17 protein-coding genes are annotated in these 19,106 nt (G+C 40.1%); 9 read left to right on the top strand and 8 right to left on the bottom strand.

The features are described from left to right. Positions 1 to 34: 34 nt before the first annotated feature. Complete coding sequence (locus WAA15_RS22520; protein ID WP_337045105.1) at positions 35 to 1,675, top strand: M1 family metallopeptidase; 1,641 nt, start codon at positions 35 to 37, stop codon at positions 1,673 to 1,675. A 2-nt stretch (positions 1,676 to 1,677) separates the two neighbouring features. On the opposite strand, the gene porZ is transcribed toward WAA15_RS22520, so the two are convergent. The 4 genes from porZ to WAA15_RS22500 all read right to left on the bottom strand — a co-directional run bounded on the left by porZ (position 1,678) and on the right by WAA15_RS22500 (position 7,873). Beyond that, the gene (porZ, locus tag WAA15_RS22515) at positions 1,678 to 3,387 is read right to left on the bottom strand and encodes a type IX secretion system anionic LPS delivery protein PorZ (RefSeq protein WP_337045104.1); all 1,710 of its coding nucleotides are present in this window, start codon (positions 3,385 to 3,387) and stop codon (positions 1,678 to 1,680) included. Between the two features lie 79 nt (positions 3,388 to 3,466). After that, the gene (locus WAA15_RS22510) at positions 3,467 to 4,609 is read right to left on the bottom strand and encodes a hypothetical protein (protein WP_337045103.1); all 1,143 of its coding nucleotides are present in this window, start codon (positions 4,607 to 4,609) and stop codon (positions 3,467 to 3,469) included. 226 nt (positions 4,610 to 4,835) lie between these two features. Then, positions 4,836 to 7,367 (bottom strand): cytochrome c biogenesis protein CcsA, encoded by a 2,532-nt coding sequence (gene ccsA, locus WAA15_RS22505; protein ID WP_337045102.1) that lies wholly within the window; start codon positions 7,365 to 7,367, stop codon positions 4,836 to 4,838. 74 nt (positions 7,368 to 7,441) lie between these two features. Next, the gene (locus tag WAA15_RS22500; RefSeq protein ID WP_337045101.1) at positions 7,442 to 7,873 is read right to left on the bottom strand and encodes a hypothetical protein; all 432 of its coding nucleotides are present in this window, start codon (positions 7,871 to 7,873) and stop codon (positions 7,442 to 7,444) included. Positions 7,874 to 7,983: 110 nt separating this feature from the next. Between WAA15_RS22500 and WAA15_RS22495 the strand changes: the two genes are divergently transcribed. From WAA15_RS22495 to hemB, 6 genes are all read left to right on the top strand, one after another. Next, on the top strand, positions 7,984 to 8,718 hold the full coding sequence (locus tag WAA15_RS22495; protein ID WP_337045100.1) for a hypothetical protein: 735 nt from the start codon (positions 7,984 to 7,986) through the stop codon (positions 8,716 to 8,718). 88 nt (positions 8,719 to 8,806) lie between these two features. After that, positions 8,807 to 10,114, top strand: a complete 1,308-nt coding sequence (gene purD / locus WAA15_RS22490) for a phosphoribosylamine--glycine ligase (protein ID WP_337045099.1) — start codon at positions 8,807 to 8,809, stop codon at positions 10,112 to 10,114. A gap of 238 nt (positions 10,115 to 10,352) precedes the next feature. Then, entirely contained in the window at positions 10,353 to 12,134 is a 1,782-nt protein-coding gene (ricT, locus tag WAA15_RS22485) for a regulatory iron-sulfur-containing complex subunit RicT (RefSeq protein ID WP_337045098.1), read from the top strand. Between the two features lie 22 nt (positions 12,135 to 12,156). Then, entirely contained in the window at positions 12,157 to 12,636 is a 480-nt protein-coding gene (locus WAA15_RS22480) for a gliding motility lipoprotein GldH (RefSeq protein WP_337045097.1), read from the top strand. A gap of 55 nt (positions 12,637 to 12,691) precedes the next feature. After that, positions 12,692 to 13,321, top strand: coding sequence for an LON peptidase substrate-binding domain-containing protein (locus WAA15_RS22475; protein WP_337045096.1), 630 nt, complete (start codon positions 12,692 to 12,694; stop codon positions 13,319 to 13,321). Positions 13,322 to 13,352: 31 nt separating this feature from the next. Beyond that, positions 13,353 to 14,324 carry a porphobilinogen synthase gene (hemB, locus tag WAA15_RS22470; protein ID WP_337045095.1) on the top strand — a complete coding sequence of 324 codons (972 nt, stop codon included), beginning with the start codon at positions 13,353 to 13,355 and terminating at the stop codon, positions 14,322 to 14,324. Positions 14,325 to 14,362: 38 nt separating this feature from the next. On the opposite strand, the gene WAA15_RS22465 is transcribed toward hemB, so the two are convergent. Continuing rightward, on the bottom strand, positions 14,363 to 14,857 hold the full coding sequence (locus WAA15_RS22465) for a dihydrofolate reductase (protein WP_337045094.1): 495 nt from the start codon (positions 14,855 to 14,857) through the stop codon (positions 14,363 to 14,365). 136 nt (positions 14,858 to 14,993) lie between these two features. Between WAA15_RS22465 and WAA15_RS22460 the strand changes: the two genes are divergently transcribed. Both WAA15_RS22460 and WAA15_RS22455 read left to right on the top strand, forming a co-directional pair. Then, positions 14,994 to 15,701 (top strand): 2-phosphosulfolactate phosphatase, encoded by a 708-nt coding sequence (locus WAA15_RS22460; RefSeq protein WP_337045093.1) that lies wholly within the window; start codon positions 14,994 to 14,996, stop codon positions 15,699 to 15,701. Positions 15,702 to 15,745: 44 nt separating this feature from the next. Further along, positions 15,746 to 16,759 (top strand): dipeptide epimerase, encoded by a 1,014-nt coding sequence (locus tag WAA15_RS22455; protein WP_337045092.1) that lies wholly within the window; start codon positions 15,746 to 15,748, stop codon positions 16,757 to 16,759. 72 nt (positions 16,760 to 16,831) lie between these two features. Here the strand turns inward: WAA15_RS22455 and WAA15_RS22450 are convergent, their stop codons facing one another. The 3 genes from WAA15_RS22450 to WAA15_RS22440 all read right to left on the bottom strand — a co-directional run bounded on the left by WAA15_RS22450 (position 16,832) and on the right by WAA15_RS22440 (position 19,025). Continuing rightward, complete coding sequence (locus WAA15_RS22450) at positions 16,832 to 17,857, bottom strand: PmoA family protein (RefSeq protein ID WP_337045091.1); 1,026 nt, start codon at positions 17,855 to 17,857, stop codon at positions 16,832 to 16,834. Positions 17,858 to 17,968: 111 nt separating this feature from the next. Then, positions 17,969 to 18,460: a DUF6691 family protein gene (locus WAA15_RS22445; RefSeq protein ID WP_337045090.1), complete on the bottom strand. Its 492-nt coding sequence runs from the start codon at positions 18,458 to 18,460 to the stop codon at positions 17,969 to 17,971. 10 nt (positions 18,461 to 18,470) lie between these two features. Beyond that, positions 18,471 to 19,025 (bottom strand): YeeE/YedE family protein, encoded by a 555-nt coding sequence (locus WAA15_RS22440; protein ID WP_337045089.1) that lies wholly within the window; start codon positions 19,023 to 19,025, stop codon positions 18,471 to 18,473. Positions 19,026 to 19,106: the final 81 nt, after the last annotated feature.

The raw sequence follows: 19,106 nt of genomic DNA, 5'->3' as shown, positions 1-19,106 counted from the left end.
ACTTTGGCTTAATAAAATTTATCAGAACATGAAAATGCGTAAAGCATACTTACTTTTTATCAACATTCTATTTGTTTTTACTACATACGGGCAACTCAAAACCAAAGAATTTACCCATGACGACACCCTCAGAGGTAGTATAACCCCCGAAAGAAGCTGGTGGGATTTAAAATACTATGAGCTTCGCGTAAAAGTAAATCCTCCTGAAAAATACATTTCTGGAAGCACTTCTGTTTACTATCAGGTGCTAAAACCTTACCAGACTATCCAGATTGACTTGCAACCACCCCTTGCTATTGATAAAGTAACACAAGACGGAAAGGAACTCTCTTTTAAAAAAGACGGTAAAAATGCCTATATGATTGCATTGAAGAAAAAACAAGAGAAGGGTAAAAGGGAATCAATTGTGGTTTATTATTCTGGTAATCCTATTGTAGCGAAGCGTCCGCCGTGGGATGGTGGCGTACAATGGGTAAAAGATTCTCAGGGAAACGACTACGTAGCAACTTCTTGTCAGGGTTTAGGTGCAAGTGCGTGGTGGCCCTGTAAAGACCACATGTATGACGAATGTGACAGTATGCTTATCAGTATTACTGTTCCTGAAAATTTAAAGGATGTATCGAACGGCCGTTTGCGTCAGGTAATAAGCAATTCTGATGGCACCAAAACATTTAACTGGTTTGTTTCTAACCCCATCAACAATTACGGTATTAATATGAACGTGGGCAATTACGAGCATTTTGGTGATACCTACGAGGGCGAAAAAGGCAAACTTACGCTCGATTACTATGTACTACCTGAGAATATAGCTAAAGCGAAAGAACAATTCAAACAAGTGCCGATGATGCTGAAAGCCTTTGAATACTGGTTTGGCCCCTATCCTTTTTATGAAGATGGCTATAAACTGGTAGAGGTTCCGTACTTGGGTATGGAACATCAAAGCTCGGTTACTTATGGTAATAAATACAAGAACGGCTATCTGGGACGCGACTTATCGGGTACTGGCTGGGGTATGAAATGGGATTTCATTATAGTACATGAGTCGGGGCATGAATGGTTTGCCAATAACATTACATATAAAGACATAGCCGATATGTGGATTCATGAGAGTTTCACTAACTACTCTGAAAATCTGTTCACAGAATATTATTATGGCAAAGAAGCAGGGGCGGCTTATGTAATTGGTTGCCGGAAAAATATTCTGAACAAGGCTCCTATTATTGGCACCTATAATGTTAATAGTGGAGGTTCTGGCGACATGTATTATAAAGGTGGAAATATGTTGCATACAATGCGCCAGATTGTTGATGACGATGCCCGTTGGCGTCAGGTATTAAGAGGTTTGAACAAAACTTTTTATCATCAGACAGTTGTGAGTAAACAAATTGAAGACTATGTTTCTGAAAAATCAGGCAAGAATTTCAGTAAAGTATTTGACCAGTATCTGAGAGACATTCGGATTCCAGAGCTAGAATATAAAATTGAAAATGGGAAATTGGTTTATCGTTGGAGCAATTGCATTGAAGGGTTTAATATGCCTGTAAAAGTGGCTATTAATCAAGATAAAACGAATTTCATTTACCCGACTACACAGTGGCAAACGTTAAAACAAGAAGGTGTTACAGAAATAAAACTGGATGAGAACTTCTATGTGACTATCAAAAAAGCTGAATAGTTTTATTTAATAACCGCTACCTTACCAACGAGGCTTTCGGAGCCATCGGCAGCAATACAGAAAACCATGTAAATACCCGAAATATTACGGCCTGATGTGGCGTTCTGGATGTCCCATGAGGCCGTACCTCCATTCGATTTCGTTTCATATATCAATCGCCCTGCGGCATCAGTTATTTTTACGGCTGTGTTTTCTTTTAAACCCGAAACCGTCATTACTCCCTGAAAGTCTGGCCGAATAGGGTTCGGGAATATTTTTATATTACTCAGGCTTTCCTGTGGTTCTGTTGCATTGCTCTGGTAAGACAGTAAGCCCTTAGGTGTTAATACAAAAACTTCTCCTGTGGTGTTATCAATACCTATATCTGTTATTTCATTAGTGGGCAAGGGGCTGTTGTCCTCGGCAAAATGTGCAACCAGTTCATCAACTGTATTATTAAATAAGTTAAGCCCATTAGTAGTGCCTATCCATTTTCTGTTACCACCGTCAATCACAATTTTTGTTATGGTTTCCTGTAACAAAACTCTGCGCCCCTGTGTGTTATAGGGCGTATAAGCATCATTTGCTCTGGTGAAAATATCTCTTGCTGGTATTATTCCGGCTATACCATCATTTGTTCCTATCCAGATAGTACCTTCTCTATCAAGTGCTATTGTGTTTACAAAGGAACTTGGTAGGTTTCCGGTATTTTTACCAGTTGTATATAGGCGGGTCAGGCCGTTTGTCGGGTTAGTTACACGCACACCGTTATTAACAATCTGCCACCGAAAATCGTAAGCATCAATTATATCTTTCGAATTTACCGGTATCTGCCCTAAAGGTAGCTGCTTCCATTCGTTTGCCTGAAATACATTTCCTTGTGTACCTTTAGCATAAAGGCCGGGCGACACATAAAATACTTCGTTGATTGTGCCTTGTATACCATTAGGCGAATAGGTCTTGAATATATTTTCCTGATTACCTAGTAAACCATTTGTGTTATCGGCAATCCATGTTTTCCCCTCATTGTCAGTTTCTATTTCCTTTGGAGCAACCACGAGCGGGTCTTTAGGGTAATCTGGATTTTTAAATAGTGCTGGGTTATTTACCAGATGCCAGTTACCGAAAAATTGCAGATTAACATCAGCAGCAAATTTTGCTCCTAAAATACCACCTGAAGCGTTTACAAAGATGCTGTCTCGAGTGAAGGCTATTTGTTGCAGACTCACCTGACCGCCTCCTTGCCCAATGTTCTGATAGGTTTCTTTAATTTCTGATTTTCTGGTATCTAGTACCACTAATCCAAAATCACTGGCGAGGTAAGCAAAATCTCCCTGATATTCAATGGCATTAATGTGTTTACTGCCCTGAATTGTATTTGTCTGTTTAATAAAGTCTATATTATGAATAGTACCAAATGCACCATCGGTATCTATTTCGATTAAATCCAGATTACCTGTTTCATAGGCTATCAGCATTTTTCTGGAAACAGGGTTGTAACGTATATGTGCAATGTTGGCCTCTGCTAACCCGTCGGCTTTTGATAGCTTTATGGCTTGCTTATTGAGTTTGTCATAATAAAAAAAACCGTTATCCGAATAAGCATATATTTTGCTACCCACAACTTCTAGTCCTTTTAAGCTGGAATAATTGCTATGGGTACGCCAAGTGTTTGTAGGTATCTGGGCAAAAGTCTGGAATGCTAATAAGCTAAGCAGGGTTCTGAGCATCATAGATAGTTATATTTGCTTGCTGTTTCCTACACGGAATACCATTCCGTGATACGTACGGCGGAATGTTATTCGGCCGCACTCACATAAGAAAGTACCCCACACCGCGGGTTTTGGTAGCAAGCGGATGTAAAAAACACAATAGTGCAACAATCGCCAATAAAATTCGAAGCTGTTTCTCGGTTAACTTTGTGCGAACCAGCAGCAGTCCCAGAAAAATCATTGGAAAAACATAAGAGCCACTACGGGTCGAATCGTAGGTTGTCATTCCTAAAAATACCATTCCTACTGTACCACCCATTACCAAAAGCAATTTAAAATACTCCCGATTGGTATATAAAACCAAAAATGCCAGAAGCATTAATAGCCAGAAACCCTCTAGCACCCAAACAAACTTAAAACCATAAGAAGCCCAGCTATCGATAATCATTTGAGAAAACTCCCCTTCTTTATAAGTAGCCGACATCCCGACGTACTTCATCAGATAAAAACGTAAGCCCCCATAAGCAATAACGGCTAAAGCAGTAGCTATCATCTGCCAGCTTGGAATAAAACTTACAGGCTTGCCCTCACGGATGGTCGGAGAAACCCACCACCACAAAAACACCAGACCTGCGCCCACACTAGCACGTTCATCACACCAAGTAGCAGCAAAAATACTCGCAAAGATTACTAGCGGATTTCGAAAATATATACCTAGAAAAAGAAGCAGGAAGGCATAAAAATCGCCATATCCACAATTTTCGATAAAGAAAGAAGTCCCAAAATAAATACACGCTAACGCTATTACTCCTAGTAGCGTTGACACCTTGTCGTTGAGCAGTTGAAACAAAAATCGCGTGAGCAAAAAATACAACAACACCCCTAGTATTAACTGTAAACCATACAAAAACACACTTACGTGCCTGATATGCAAGACCTTTACCAATACTGGCAAGGTAAGCCGAAAAACACGATTATTCGACGCAGGCTCTTCATAAACTCGGTGTTCAGTCAAGTTCTGTGAGCGGTCTTTTGTAACCTTATATAGAAAATACTCTCCCCTCTTGGTTATTACTTCTTCATAATATGACCTAAAGTCCTGAAAAGGCATTACATTATTAAAAAATGACAACAACATTATCAGGATTGCTACCGCTACCACACGCCACTGCCAATTAGAAGCCTCCAGAAAAAGAACAATTTTAGATTCAAGTTTTTGGTAGATATTCTCTAGAAAAGTCATAAATGTTAAATGCTATTGCTAAGCTCCAAGTAATTTTTATTCGGAAGGTTCCATTGAAATGTAGTGCAAACTTACAAATCAAACTATGTATTTTAGTAATAAGACCCAGCTTTTTTAAAGAAAATCACAAAAAAAGAACAACAGACTCATTTTGGCGGAATCAGATTTTACCCTGAAACTTCTGCACAAAAATACTGTTGTTCTTTCTTATAAAGTTGTACCGCCGTTACTCAGCCGCTACTATTGTAAAACGCCTGACGGCAGATAAAGTAAGCCCTGTTATCACTAACAAGAAACCAAACCAAAGCAAGTTAATATGGGGTTTTTCGAGGGCCTTCAATACAATATACTCTCGTTGCCCACGGCTCGTTGAAAACGTAAACTTACCCATAACAGGGTCAATTCGGGTTAATTGCATACGCAAGCCCATTTCGTTGTTCACTTCGGGTTTACTCCATATTTCATGGTTACGGATAGCAAAAACAGGTCGCATTGTAACAGACGCATTTCGGTCCAGCACTTTCACTATGGCCCGTGCTGCGGCATCTCCTTCATTGAGTTTCATGCCATCAACCTCTCTTACTCCTTCAACATCCTGCAAAATGGCCACGTAATCATTTACAAAGAAAGTATCGCCTACGGCCACAGTAAACTCTTCCGGCACACTCCAGTCTCTGTCTTCATCCATCGTAACAAAACGAACGTGCGTGTAAATATCCTTATTCCAGAACTTTTTAATATCAGGCGATGCCACATTACCCATTTTCTCATTAATCTGGAAGCGTGGATAAAGATTAAAGTTCTTGCCGTTTTTGTCGGTGTATTCAACCTGATAATAAGTATTTTCGGCTTCATACTCCAGAGTATCACCACGTTTGTAAAATACCTTGTCACCATCTACAACATCTGCGCGGGCAATACCCTTAAAATTACTACCTGGCACAGGTAAAATATATTTCTTTTCGATATACCCCGGCACATTCCTTACATCAACGAATTGTCCTTTATAGGTAAACGAAAAATCGCTCAATTGCGTAGGTCGGTTCAGCCAGAGCAATACATTCTCTTTATTTTCTTTATCGTTCCCCTGAAAAATTTCAGATCCTGAGAAATTCAACGACACTATTTTTGAATAAGCCGATGAAAACATAATCCCGATAAGCATCAACGCTACACCAATGTGTGTAATAGCCCCGCCAGCCACTTTAAATTTGCCTTTCAGAATATCGGTCAGGATACTACCATTTGCCACAATACTAAAAGTAGCTGCTGTTAACACAATAATGTATTGCCAGTTGTTAACTTTAGCAAAAGTAATAACCGCTGCCGATACCAGAAGCGTAATAATAAGTGGGTTTAACAATTTTGAAAGGCTTTCTTTCTTTACACGTTTCCACCAGAAATACTGAGCGATACCCGTCAGAATTGTAATAACTACAAAGAACCACATCTGAAAACGTGTATAGTGCTCTACCTGATTGGTAGGCAAAGCCATATTAAGTTTTACTCCGAATACATCTCCGATTTTGTTATAAACGGGTATTGAAGTAGTAACAATTATCTGGAAAGCTGCCAGACTAAGCATAAGTACACCCATAAAAATCCAGAACTCGCGTGAGAACGTAGAAATCTCCTGTGCATCTTTTGGTAATTCTTTCCAGCGAATAATTGATAATACTACCGACGCTATAATGAAAGTAAACAAATACAAAAGCAACTGCCCTGAAAGCCCCAAGTCAGTAAACGAGTGTACTGAGGCATTTCCAAGCACCCCACTTCTGGCCAGAAACGTTGAGTACAGAATCAGAATATACTGCGCAATAACCAGAATAATAGTGTATTTAAGTGCTGAACTGTTTTTACGTGCCAATAGCATTGTATGGAAACTAGCTACTAATACCAGCCACGGTACATACACGGCATTTTCAACGGGGTCCCAGTTCCAGTATCCTTCAAAATTCAGGGTTTCATAAGCCCATATTCCTCCCATCATAATGCCAGTTCCAAGTATAACAGCCGCTACGAGTGTCCACGGCAAAGCAGGTTTTATCCATTCTGTATATTGTTTTCTCCATAAACCTGCCATACAAAAAGCAAAAGGCACTAAAGTAAAAGCAAAACCCAAGAAAGTAGTTGGCGGGTGAATTACCATCCAGTAGTTTTGAAGCAAAGGATTCAGTCCGTTTCCATCTTTCGGAATAAAATTCGGATTAGTTTTCCAGATAGGAATATCCGGCATTGATTCTTTCAGGGTAAGGAATGGAGAACTACCAATCTTGAAATCTCCGAAAATAACCACACCAAGAATCATCGATGCCAAAAAAGCCTGCACCAACGTAAAAATGGTAAGTGTAGGGGCTTCGAGTGTTTTGTTTTTTCTTAAAGATGAATTAATCAATATTACCCCAACAACTACGTTCCAGAACATCCATAATAAAAAACTACCCTCCTGGTCTTGCCAGAAACACGAAATAGCATAGCCAATGGGTAAACTCAAGGAGGCGTTGTCCCAGGCATAATGATATTCGAAATAATGATTAAAAATGATACTTAGCAACGAAACACAAATCGCAACAGTAGCTACTGCATGCACATAAAAAGCCCGACGGGCAAATTTAAGCCAGTCGGTTACAATGTGTTGCAGGGCTTGGGTGGTCGGGCGGCTAGCTTGCCAATAAGCATACGTAGAAACTAAGGCAGCAACGAAAGCGACAATAATGGACAAATGCCCTATATTTCCTAAATATGGTCTTAACATAAATTATAAACTTTATCTCAATAAACTAATTCCTGTAAATTGCAGAAACGCGTGAGGTTTCTGGTATCACAGACTTATTTAAACCAGTATTGCCACGGAATACGGCTTAAAATAATCACGAAAGCCAAGCCAAAGAATATCATGGTTTGCTTAAATTTCTTACCATTACCAACAGCACGTTTCGAACGCCCAAAACCAATAGTTACCAACGCAACCGCAATAAGATTCATAAAAGGATGTTCAATAGTATAGAGGCGCAAGAAAGGGTCACTCATGGTTGCTTTCAGGTTACTGAACTGCACTTTCGGAGAAAGCACCAGCAAAGTAAGCCCTAAAAGAAACATGGTATGAACAGCCATGAGCGCGAATCGGTTAATACTGGCATCTTTTTGCTCAAAGGCTTTCTGGCTATTAGCACCGATGATTCCGTTCACAGTAGCAACCAATAACAAAAGCAAAGTAAGCGCAGCCAGATATGAATGAGTGGTTTGAATGATTTGATACATATATAAGTCGTTAGAAGATTAAAATTTTTGTCAAAATTACGTTATAATCTTTTAATAACATAAATGTTAGGCAGCGAACTTTCGGTCTGCTCAACAGCGTTACAGAAATAATGAAATTTCTTAAAACAGCCCTAATACTCATATTCTTTGTTTTTTTCCTGTTTATCTGGGTTTTTCCACAGGTATTACGCTGTGCTTTTATCAGATATGATAACTTCTCGGCTATCGAAAAAAATGTTTATGTGTCTGCCTCATCTACTCTAAAACAGCAAGACTCCCTGAAAAAGTATATTAAAATTGCTAAAAAACGTATTCATGAATTTTGGGGCGGTCGGCAGGGGGAAGCCACCCTTATATTTTGTAATAATCTGGCAGACTACCAGCAATTCTGCCAAACCACAGAAGGCGCCGGCTGCACGATAGGTACGCCTTTTGGCTCTTGGATAGTTATTAATAAAGATGGCCTTAACGCTGATGTAATTGCCCACGAGATGTCGCACGATGAGCTAATAAGCCGCTTGGGTTGGTGGAAAACCAAAACAAAGGTACCAACTTGGTTCGACGAGGGCCTTGCGCTCATGCTCGACTACCGCTTTGTAGCTACGCAGGATACCCTACAACGCTACGCCGCCTACACCTCCGAACTACGTTTTATTGCCCCTAAACCAATACCCCTTAGCAGTTTAATCAGCGAAAAAGATTTCTTTGGCCACGGCGAATACTTTACTAAAGCTGCTTACTTTACTGCAGCCGCAACCATAGCAAAGAAAATTGCCCGAAAAGGCAAAAAAGGTATTTATAGTACAATTGATACCCTTAAACAAAAAAACATTTTTGTGTTTTAAGGCGTTGTTACCAACTTTTTAAAGGCATTTTTTTCTTTTCCAAAAAACTTCCCGACCTTTGCCCTTTTAAAACCAAATTTTAGATTAAATGAATATTCTGATTATTGGCTCTGGTGGCCGTGAGCACGCTTTTGCATGGAAAATTACTCAATCCAAAAACTGTACACAGCTTTTTGTTGCACCCGGTAATGCCGGTACAGCAAAAATAGCCCAAAACCTACCAATTGCCGTAAGTGATTTTACTAAAATTGCCGAAGCAGTAAAAGAGCATAATATTCAGATGGTTATTGTAGGGCCTGAAGACCCTCTTGTAAAAGGCATTGTTGATTTTTTCAGAAAAGATAAATCCCTGAAAAAAATAAAGATTGTTGGCCCCGACGCCGCAGGCGCACAACTGGAAGGCAGCAAAGACTTCTCTAAAAACTTTATGCAAAAGTATGGGATTCCGACAGCGGCTTCACAAACTTTTACAAAAGACACCCTTCAGGAAGGGCTGGCTTATCTGGCGCAACAATCGTTACCTATTGTACTGAAAGCTGATGGTCTGGCGGCAGGCAAAGGGGTAATTATTGCAGAAACCCACGAAGAAGCCCGACAAAGCCTGCACGAAATGCTGGCCGAAGCTAAATTCGGCGATGCCAGTAGCAAAGTTTTAGTTGAACAGTACCTGAACGGAATAGAGCTTTCGGTGTTTGTATTAACTGACGGAAAAAACTATAAAATTCTGCCCGAAGCCAAAGACTATAAACGTATTGGCGATGGTGATAAAGGATTGAACACAGGCGGTATGGGTGCCGTTTCACCTGTGCCATTTGCCGATGAGGCTTTTCTGTCGAAAGTAGAAGAAAAAGTAGTTAAACCTACACTTACAGGCTTACAGGCCGAAGGAATCAAATATGTAGGCTTTATTTTCGTTGGATTAATGAACGTACAAGGCGAACCTTATGTAATTGAATATAACGCCCGAATGGGTGACCCCGAAACTGAAGTAGTACTGCCAAGAATTAAAACCGATATGGTGAAACTCATGAAAGCTACTGCCGAAGGTAAGCTGGACAAAATAAAATTAGCTGTTCATGCAAAAGCGGCTATTGCGACGGTGGTAGTAGCGAAAGGCTACCCCGAAGATTACAGAAAGGGCGACATCATGGTGATTCCTAAACCACAAAAAGATACTATACTTTTTCATGCAGGCACCAGATTGGCCGAGCGCGACATAGTTTTAACCAACGGCGGCAGAGTAATTGTGTCGGTAGCAATGGCACGCACACTAAATTCTGCCCGTCAGAAATCACAACGATTAGCAAAAAATATTATCTTTGACGGAAAATATTTCAGAAAAGATATAGGAAAAGACCTTTTAAAATATTTAAAAGGTGAAAAAGAAGATATTTAAGACTTATTAAAATAGAAACCACTAAGATTCATATTAGCTGAATATATAAAACTATCTATAAATCAGTACCAGATAAAGTATTTAATGAGTTAAAATATCTCTTTTGCCTGTATTAGTAAAGATATTTCGCCGGATATATTTATTTCTTGAACTATTGGAAAGAAATAAATACTCAACTAAATGATTGAGTTTTCAATCATGATTAACTAAATAATTTACTCATTACAATAAAGAGGATATGGGCTGTGGACAATGTTCATCAGGTGGCTGCGGAGCAGTAAAGGCCTTGGATAGAACCGAAAAATCGAACCATAAAACTGTGGCAGGGTGCTCGTCAGGAGGCTGCTCAACAGGTGGATGCAATAAAATGAATGCTTTTGACTGGCTTTCAAACATGGAAGTGCCAATGTCAATGCGTTATAACATAGTGGAAATAAAGTTTAAAGGTGGCCGGAAAGAATATTTCAGAAACGTAAATAACCTTGAACTTTATACTGGCGATTTCGTGCTTTGCGAAATGCAAACGGGTTTTCATATAGGTAGTGTTTCGCTACAAGGCGAACTCGTACGCTTGCAAATGATAAAAAAAGGCATTCAGGATGATGAAAACATCAGAAAAATCCTGAGAGTTGCGCAGGAAAAAGACATCGAAAAACACCAGCAGGCTATCACCCGCGACTTACCTACCATGTATCGCGTACGTGAAATTGCCAAAGAACTTAAACTTCAAATGAAGGTGTCTGACGTTGAGTTTCAGTCAGACAATACCAAAGCTACGTTTTACTACTCGGCCGACGACCGTGTCGATTTCCGTGAGTTAATCAAACTTTTAGCAGCCGAATTCAAGATTCGTGTCGAAATGAAGCAGATTAGTCTGCGTCAGGAAGCAGCACGTGTGGGCGGCATTGGCTCATGTGGGCGCGAATTGTGTTGCTCAACATGGCTAACCGATTTCAGGGCGATTCCTACCTCAGCAGCCCGTTATCAGAACCTATCGTTGAACCCTGCAAAACTTTCAGGGCAATGTGGCCGTCTGAAATGCTGCCTCAACTACGAACTTGAAACCTATCTGGATGCACTAAGTGATATTCCTACGGTTGAAAAACCCCTTAAAACCGAAAAAGGAATTGCCGTTTTACAAAAAACTGACATTTTCCGTCGGATTATGTGGTTCAGCTATAATAACGATATTAACTGGCATTCGCTCCCGATTCATAAGGTCGTTGAAATTATGCAAATGAATGAAAGAGGATTAACGCCTAGTTCGCTCGAAGACCTGAACTTGCCAGATAGTATTGCCACAGACAAAAACTCACCGAAAAACTCTGATCTGGACCGTCTGGACAAAAAATATACAGACAAGAGCAAAAAGAACAGCCATAATTCAGCAAAAGACAATAAATCTGAAGCTAAAGCCCACAATAATAACCAAAAACAAGGCAACCAGCCACAGAACAATCAAAAACAAGGTAATTCGGGCCAGAACAACCCAAATAATAATCAGAAGCCACAAAACCCGAATAATAATCAAAAACAAGGGAATCAGCCACAGAACAACCAGAAGCAAGGCAATTCGGGCCAGAACAACCCAAATAATAATCAGAAGCCGCAAAACCCTAACAATAACCAAAAGCAGGGGAATCAGCCGCAGAATAAAAATAATAATCAGGGGCAACACAACCAGAATAATGCCCCGAAACAGGCTAATCAGGCAACCGAGAATCCCAAACCACAGCAAAACCCAAACAACGGGCAAAAGCAGGGAAACCAACAGCCCAATAACCAGAAACAGGGGAATCAGCCTCAGAATAAAAATAATAATCAGGGGCCGAAACAAGGGAATCAACCCAATCAGGGAGGAAATAAACCACAGAATAACCCTCCTAAAAATCAGGGCAAACCCAACAATCAGGGAGGAAACTCAGGCAAACCTCAGGCGGAAAACAAACCTCCGCAAGGGAGTCAGCCGCAGAACACACCCCAACAAAACAACCAGAATAACAACAATCGACGCAATTAAAAACGTCCGAAATATATATTTAATGAAAAACCTCGTTTTAGGATTCCTATTATGTTTTTCAGTTCTTTCATGCGAAAGTAACGCCGTCTATAAGTCTTTTGTAGACTTCAAAGACACCAAATGGTATATCAAGGATGTACCATCTTTCACTTTTGACATACAGGACGAAACCATTCCTTATGATATTTATCTTTTGGTCAGAAATGCCTCACAATACCCCTATAATAACCTGTACCTGACGCGTTATATCTATGGGCCTGATAATAAGTTACTGAGCAACACACTTGAGCAGGTAATTCTTTTTGACCCTAAAACAGGTAAACCACAGGGCAAAGGTTTAGGAGATATTTTTGATAGCAAAATTATTTCGAGCAAAGCGTATAAGTTTCCTAAAAAGGGCAAATACACTATTAAGCTCAAACAATATATGCGTCAGGACCCACTGCCTTACATTATGTCGGTGGGTATCAGTATCGAAAAACCTGTTGCACCGAAACAATAATTGCAGGCATTGGGTTATTTAATTATAAGCCAATGCACCGAAACTTAGTAGTTATATGAGTTTCTTATCTCTTTTCCCTCTAAATCTGGTAGTCTTCCCGCACGAAGATTTGAATCTTCATATTTTTGAGCCTCGTTATAAAGAACTGATTAACGAGTGCCTCGAAAACCAGACTACCTTCGGGATTCCGACTTTTGTTAACAATAAACTGGCCGGATACGGAACCGAAGTGCACATTACCCAGCTTTCAAAACGCTATGGTGATGGCCGCATGGATATTAAAACTAAAGGTTTACGAATTTTCAGAATTACTGATTTTCAGAATCCGGTTCCTGATAAACTTTATGCAGGAGGCGAGGTTGTCTTTATTGAAAACGAAGACCTCAACGAAACCATAAACCCGATTTTACTAAGCCTCGTTAACAGACTTTATGCGTTATTAAAAATAAAAGTCGACTACAACAGACCAGAATACCAGCCTTTCAGTTACAGAATTGCCCACAAAATAGGGCTTTCGGTTAGTGAAGAATATGAGTTGCTAACGGTTGCCTCCGAAGCGCAACGCCAACAGGTACTCGTTACACACCTTAAACGAATTTTACCTATCGTATCAGAAGTAGAACGTGCCAAAGAACTTATTGCAATGAACGGTCATTTTAAGGGATTTGATGCCTTAAATTTTTAATTTTTTACCGGATTTTATCACTTACATACACATGCTTATTCATCGCCCGCGAAGAAACCGAAAAAGTGCTGCTATCAGAGATTTAGTACAGGAAACTACACTTTCGGTCAATGATTTTATCTTTCCGATGTTTGTAATGGAAGGAGCCAATATTAAAAGCGAAATAAAATCAATGCCAGGGATTTATCGCTTTTCGTTAGATAACCTCTTGGAAGAACTCAAAGAAGTAACCGACTTAGGTATTAAATCTATTTGTCTGTTTCCGAATTATCCTGAGTCAAAGAAAGACAAATATGCTACTGAAAGCCATAAAACAGGTACTCTTTACCTGAAAGCCTTAAGCGAAATTAAAAATAAGTTTCCTGACTTAGCCCTCATGACTGATATTGCCATGGACCCATACAGTAGTGATGGCCACGACGGCGTAGTAGAAAACGGGCAGATTCTGAACGACGAAACCCTCGATGTATTAGGCAAGATGGCATTGGCACAGGCACGTGCTGGGGCCGATATACTGGGGCCGTCCGACATGATGGACGGGCGTGTAGGCTATATCCGTGAATTACTCGACGACGAAGGCTTTACCAATATCAGTATTATGTCTTATTCGGTGAAATATGCCAGTGCATTTTATGGCCCATTCCGTGATGCACTCGACTCAGCCCCTAAATTTGGAGACAAAAAAACATATCAGATGAACCCCGCCAACGTTCGGGAAGCACTAGTTGAAGGCCAACTGGATATGGAAGAAGGAGCCGACTTCCTGATGGTAAAACCTGCTTTCGCGTATCTGGATGTAATTAAAACCATGTCAGATAATTTCCCTTTGCCCATAGCAGCCTATAACGTATCGGGCGAGTATGCCATGATTAAAGCCGCCGCACAAAACGGCTGGCTCGATGGGCAAAAAGCCATGTATGAATTATTACTAAGCATTAAGCGGGCAGGAGCAAAAATAATACTCAGTTATTTTGCCAAAGAATTTGCACAGTTAAAAGCCTGATAAAAAAGCCTGACAACTACAAATGTCAGGCTTTTTTATTATTTCCGCACGAGGGTTATCACCTCAAAATCGTAATCGTTTTTTTCGTCTTTCTCATAAGCCTGCCGTGCTACCTCTTTCCATTCATCGGCTTTCAGTTTCGGAAAAAACGTATCACCCTCAATATTTGCTTTTACCTCGGTCAGATAAATCTTGTCGGTCAGTTCTAGAGCCTGCTCATAAATATTTCCGCCGCCAATAATAAAAACCTCATCATCAGCTTTTACCTGATAAGCCAGCTTTATGGCTTCCTGCAAGGAGCTAGCCACCAGCACTGCTTCATCAGCCGAAACACTTTTTTGGCGGCTCACAACAATGTTAGTTCTGTTGGGCAGAGGCTTGCCTATCGAATCAAAGGTTTTTCTGCCCATAATTATGGCATGCCCTGTGGTTAAAGCCTTAAACTGCTTTAAATCGGCCGAGAGCCTCCATAACAACTGGTTGTCTTTCCCTATGGCTCCGTTTTCGGCAACTGCTACTATTATAGAAATCATTTATTGGTTTTTTATGGCTGCAATTTAGTGTTTTTAATAGGCTTTTACAGCATTTTTTGGCATCTTTGCCAAAATTTAGTCTCAAGGTTTATTCAGAAACCGTCAGCAGGTTTTCTGTTTTTTTCTCAATCATTTAATGAAAAACATTGACGTTTGCCTAACACCCGATTTATTACACCTGCATAGTATTGATAATTCCATTGTAATCATAGCCGATATTTTCCGTGCTACTTCGTGCATGGTAACAGCGTTTGCCTATGGTGTAAAAAGCATTATTCCCGTAGAAACCGTAGAAGAGTGCAAGAAACTTCAGGAAATGGGCTATATTGCTGCCGCCGAAAGAAACGCCAGAAAGGTAGATGGCTTTGAACTGGATAACTCACCGTTTAGTTACATGAGTGAAAAACTCATAGGTGAAAAAATTGCCATGACTACCACAAACGGCACTTACTCTATTACAAAAGCGAAGGCATCGGCTGTAAAAGTATTAGCGGGCGCATTCTTAAACCTGAATGCCATAGTAAATTACCTGAAAACCCAGCCGTATGATGTACTAGTGCTTTGCGCTGGCTGGAAAGGCCGTGTAAACATTGAAGACACCCTCTTTGCTGGTGCTTTGATTGATGCCGTTCAGGACGAATATTTTGTGGCAGAAGACAGCGCAATTATGTCGTTACGTCTTTTTCAACAAGCCAAAGACGATTTAATTGGCTATTTGGCTAACTCGTCACATATCAGACGATTACAGAATCTGGGTATTCATAAAGATATTGCCTATTGCTTACAAAGAGACTTGTACGATGTAGTGCCAATTCTCCGAGGAAGTGAATTAGTGAATTTATAAATGTACCATACTATTAATTGCTGGAATCAGCCTACATTTCATCAATGAAACTAAAATTCCATATTCTTACGCTGCAAATGCGGCATACTTTTACCATAGCCCACGGCTCAAGAGATGACATTGATGCCTTTATTGTAGAATTACAGGATGGACCCTTGAGTGGTTTTGGCGAAGCTACGCCTATCCCCTACTATGGCGTTACTGCCGAAGGAATGAGAGACAAGCTAAGCCAGTATCAGTCTATTATAGAAAATTATGACTTGCAAAATCCCGAAGATTTTTGGGCTTTAATGTATCCTCATTTAAAAGACAATCCTTTTGCACATTGCGCACTCGACATGGCGGCGTGGGATTTATGGGGCAAAAAACAAGGACAACCCTTATATAAAATATGGGGGCTTACACTCAACAACATTCCGTACTCAAATTATACAATCGGTATTGATACTATCGACAAAATGGTATCAAAAATGCAAGAGTTTGATTTCCCGATTTATAAAATCAAATTAGGAACTAACCACGATGTAGACATTGTAAAAGAACTCCGCAAACATACCGATGCCATTTTCAGAGTTGATGCCAATTGTGCATGGGGTGTAGAGGAAACAATCCAGAATTCGATTGAATTCAGCAAATTAGGTGTTGAATTTATTGAACAACCTATGGAAAAAGGAGCGTACGAGCCAATGCAAGAAGTAATGAAACACTCTGTTTTGCCTCTCATAGCCGATGAAAGCTGTATTCTGGAAGAAGATGTAAAAAAATGTTTCGGGAAGTTTCATGGCGTTAACGTAAAACTGGCCAAATGTGGCGGTATTACGCCTGCCAGAAGAATGATTGCCGAAGCCCGCACATTAGGCATGAAGGTAATGTGTGGCTGCATGACCGAAACCAGTATTGGTATTTCGGCTATTGGCCAGCTATTACCCTTGCTCGATTACGTTGATATGGATGGTTCTATTCTTATCTCGAACGACCCTGCTACGGGTGTGTATCTGGACAAAGGCCGCCCTGTGTTCCCTGATGTAAACGGCACAGGTGCTTTATTAAGTTTATAAGTTCTGGCACAAACCATAAAAAAAATCATTGCCCGTTGGCGCAATGATTTTTTTTATGCTATTAATTACAATTTATTTACTGAAATCAGCCGTTAATTTATTCATTTCTGCGTCAGAAACTTCTCCTGACGTTACTACTACACGATAACGGAAAGTAGTTGATTGCTTAGGTGCCAATGTAAAATTCAGGGTTTCTTTGCCATTTGAAAAAACTTTTTGCCCAAGCGGATTCACCGAGAAAAGACCATAACCACGTGAGTGCCAGTAAGCAGGATACCCTACGTTTTTAGGGTGGTCTATGATAGCTACTGATATTTTTTCGTCGCCAATTTGCCCTCTCAGGTTTATCCACTCCGAACGTTTAGCCCAAGTATCTTCCCCTTCAACTCCTTCTTTGTTACGGTAGCTTCCCGTAATACCCGTGTTATCAAGCACAGGAACTTTAGTAGCTACGCCGCTGGCATCGGTAAAAACTTCAGCTTTGTTTGACGGATGCTCCAACTGACGTGCTAAACGAATAGCAAACATACCATCTTTTACATCTTTAAATACTACTTCTTTGTCGGCAGCAGTTAAAGTTGTGGCTCTGTCAATAATGCGTTGATTGGCAGTACCCTGAAAAGTATAAGTAGTTTCTTCGGTTAGCATTACTTTGCCGTCTTTGTCCAGCCAGTTAGCTGTTACCACCAGCGTACCTTTATTTTTACCCGATTTCACTGACTTGATACCCGTATGCACAATAGTGCCATACGTACCTTTAGGATTAGGTGGTGTATTAGAGTTATTCCAGAAATCATGGCCGTTTACATCTTCATAATTAAGCCAGATACCTACGTGGTGCGGGTGGTCAACTCTTTCGCCTGCACGAGGGTCAAGCGGCCAACCACGCGTAATAAGGGTTCCTTTAGAGGTTTGAACCGGATACAAAACTGGTTTTTTAAGCACATCTGGGCCCGGATAAAAATAAGCCGTAAAAGGTTTACCATCTACCAGAACATTTACTTTTTTATTGGCGTCGTCTCTGACCAGCTTCACTTCTTTGGTCTGTGCGAAAACAATCGCTGGACTCAACATTAGCAACAAAAATAATTTTTTCATGAGTATTTCGGATTGAATAATGAATAGGCAAATTAAAGAAGCATTTCAATACATTACTACCGATATATTCGCTTTTTATTATATTTTTTTGACTTTAAATTATATTTTCTTTTAATGAGGAAGTTTTTCTCTGATTAATCCATAGAACCATGTGCCTGCAACTGCACTCAACAGGGTTATAATAAAAACGCTAACACCCGTCCCTATCTGTGCATAAATTGGCCCCGGACAAGCCCCTGTTAATGCCCAACCAAAGCCAAATAGCAATCCGCCATAAATCTGACCTTTACTGAACGGCTTGGCTTCCAGTTTAATAGGCTCACCACTTAAGCTCTTCATATTAAATCGTTTAATAATTTGTACCGAAATAATACCCACAACTACGGCTGTGCCAATAACACCATACATGTGGAATGACTCAAGCCGGAACATCTCCTGAATACGGAACCATGATATTACCTCGGCTTTTACTAGCACAATACCAAATCCTATACCCAGTAACAGGTATTTAAGCTGGCTGGCTAAGGTTTGTTTTTCTGCTTTTTCTTCGGGCTGATTCCGTGTCTCAAAATCAAGTGTATCTATGTCTTTTACTTCTTTCATGGCATTAAAATTATAAATAAGGAATTACTAACCAAGTAACAATAAAACCGCCTACCATAAAGCAAATGGTGGCAATAAGCGACGGTAACTGAAGGTTTGACAAACCCATAATAGAATGCCCCGACGTACAGCCTCCTGCATAACGGGTACCAAAACCAACCAGAAAACCACCAACTACTATAAAAATAAATCCCCTGAGCGTGAAAAGCCCTTCCCAGCTAAATAAATCGGTAGGCACTAATGCGCCAAACTCCTGAATGCCTAGCGTTTGAAGGTAAGTTTTAGTAGTATCGGCAATTTTGATAGGTTCGGGGTTAGCTAATAAATGTGAAGCTATCCAACCTCCTATCAGAACTCCAGACACAAAAATCAGATTCCAGCTCTGTTTTTTCCAGTTATATTTAAAATAAGGAATTTTTGCAGGTAAAATAGCGGCGCATATATGCCGCATAGAAGAAGAAATACCAAGTGCTTTGTTACCTGTTATTAATAATAAGGGGACAAAAAGACCAATAATAACACCAGCTACTGACCAGTGCCAGGGTTGTTTAAGCAAATCGAGCATATAATTTGGTTATTTATTTTACAAACTTAACAATAATCTACTTGTTTTATAGACTATCAAACATAAGTTTTAAAGAATAAA

This window comes from Emticicia sp. 17c (genome assembly GCF_037153985.1).
In the GTDB taxonomy this organism is placed as follows: Bacteria; Bacteroidota; Bacteroidia; order Cytophagales; family Spirosomataceae; genus Emticicia.
Note: the sequence above shows the minus strand (reverse complement) of the source record. Positions and strands in the feature narration are given on the sequence as shown.

Bases quoted from the DNA above. Each gene is read 5' to 3' on its own strand.
- WAA15_RS22520 (WP_337045105.1), top strand. From the start codon at position 35: ATGCGTAAAGCATACTTACTTTTTATCAACATTCTATTTGTTTTTACT.
- porZ (WP_337045104.1), bottom strand. From the start codon at position 3,387: ATGATGCTCAGAACCCTGCTTAGCTTATTAGCATTCCAGACTTTTGCC.
- WAA15_RS22510 (WP_337045103.1), bottom strand. From the start codon at position 4,609: ATGACTTTTCTAGAGAATATCTACCAAAAACTTGAATCTAAAATTGTT.
- ccsA (WP_337045102.1), bottom strand. From the start codon at position 7,367: ATGTTAAGACCATATTTAGGAAATATAGGGCATTTGTCCATTATTGTC.
- WAA15_RS22500 (WP_337045101.1), bottom strand. From the start codon at position 7,873: ATGTATCAAATCATTCAAACCACTCATTCATATCTGGCTGCGCTTACT.
- WAA15_RS22495 (WP_337045100.1), top strand. From the start codon at position 7,984: ATGAAATTTCTTAAAACAGCCCTAATACTCATATTCTTTGTTTTTTTC.
- purD (WP_337045099.1), top strand. From the start codon at position 8,807: ATGAATATTCTGATTATTGGCTCTGGTGGCCGTGAGCACGCTTTTGCA.
- ricT (WP_337045098.1), top strand. From the start codon at position 10,353: ATGGGCTGTGGACAATGTTCATCAGGTGGCTGCGGAGCAGTAAAGGCC.
- WAA15_RS22480 (WP_337045097.1), top strand. From the start codon at position 12,157: ATGAAAAACCTCGTTTTAGGATTCCTATTATGTTTTTCAGTTCTTTCA.
- WAA15_RS22475 (WP_337045096.1), top strand. From the start codon at position 12,692: ATGAGTTTCTTATCTCTTTTCCCTCTAAATCTGGTAGTCTTCCCGCAC.
- hemB (WP_337045095.1), top strand. From the start codon at position 13,353: ATGCTTATTCATCGCCCGCGAAGAAACCGAAAAAGTGCTGCTATCAGA.
- WAA15_RS22465 (WP_337045094.1), bottom strand. From the start codon at position 14,857: ATGATTTCTATAATAGTAGCAGTTGCCGAAAACGGAGCCATAGGGAAA.
- WAA15_RS22460 (WP_337045093.1), top strand. From the start codon at position 14,994: ATGAAAAACATTGACGTTTGCCTAACACCCGATTTATTACACCTGCAT.
- WAA15_RS22455 (WP_337045092.1), top strand. From the start codon at position 15,746: ATGAAACTAAAATTCCATATTCTTACGCTGCAAATGCGGCATACTTTT.
- WAA15_RS22450 (WP_337045091.1), bottom strand. From the start codon at position 17,857: ATGAAAAAATTATTTTTGTTGCTAATGTTGAGTCCAGCGATTGTTTTC.
- WAA15_RS22445 (WP_337045090.1), bottom strand. From the start codon at position 18,460: ATGAAAGAAGTAAAAGACATAGATACACTTGATTTTGAGACACGGAAT.
- WAA15_RS22440 (WP_337045089.1), bottom strand. From the start codon at position 19,025: ATGCTCGATTTGCTTAAACAACCCTGGCACTGGTCAGTAGCTGGTGTT.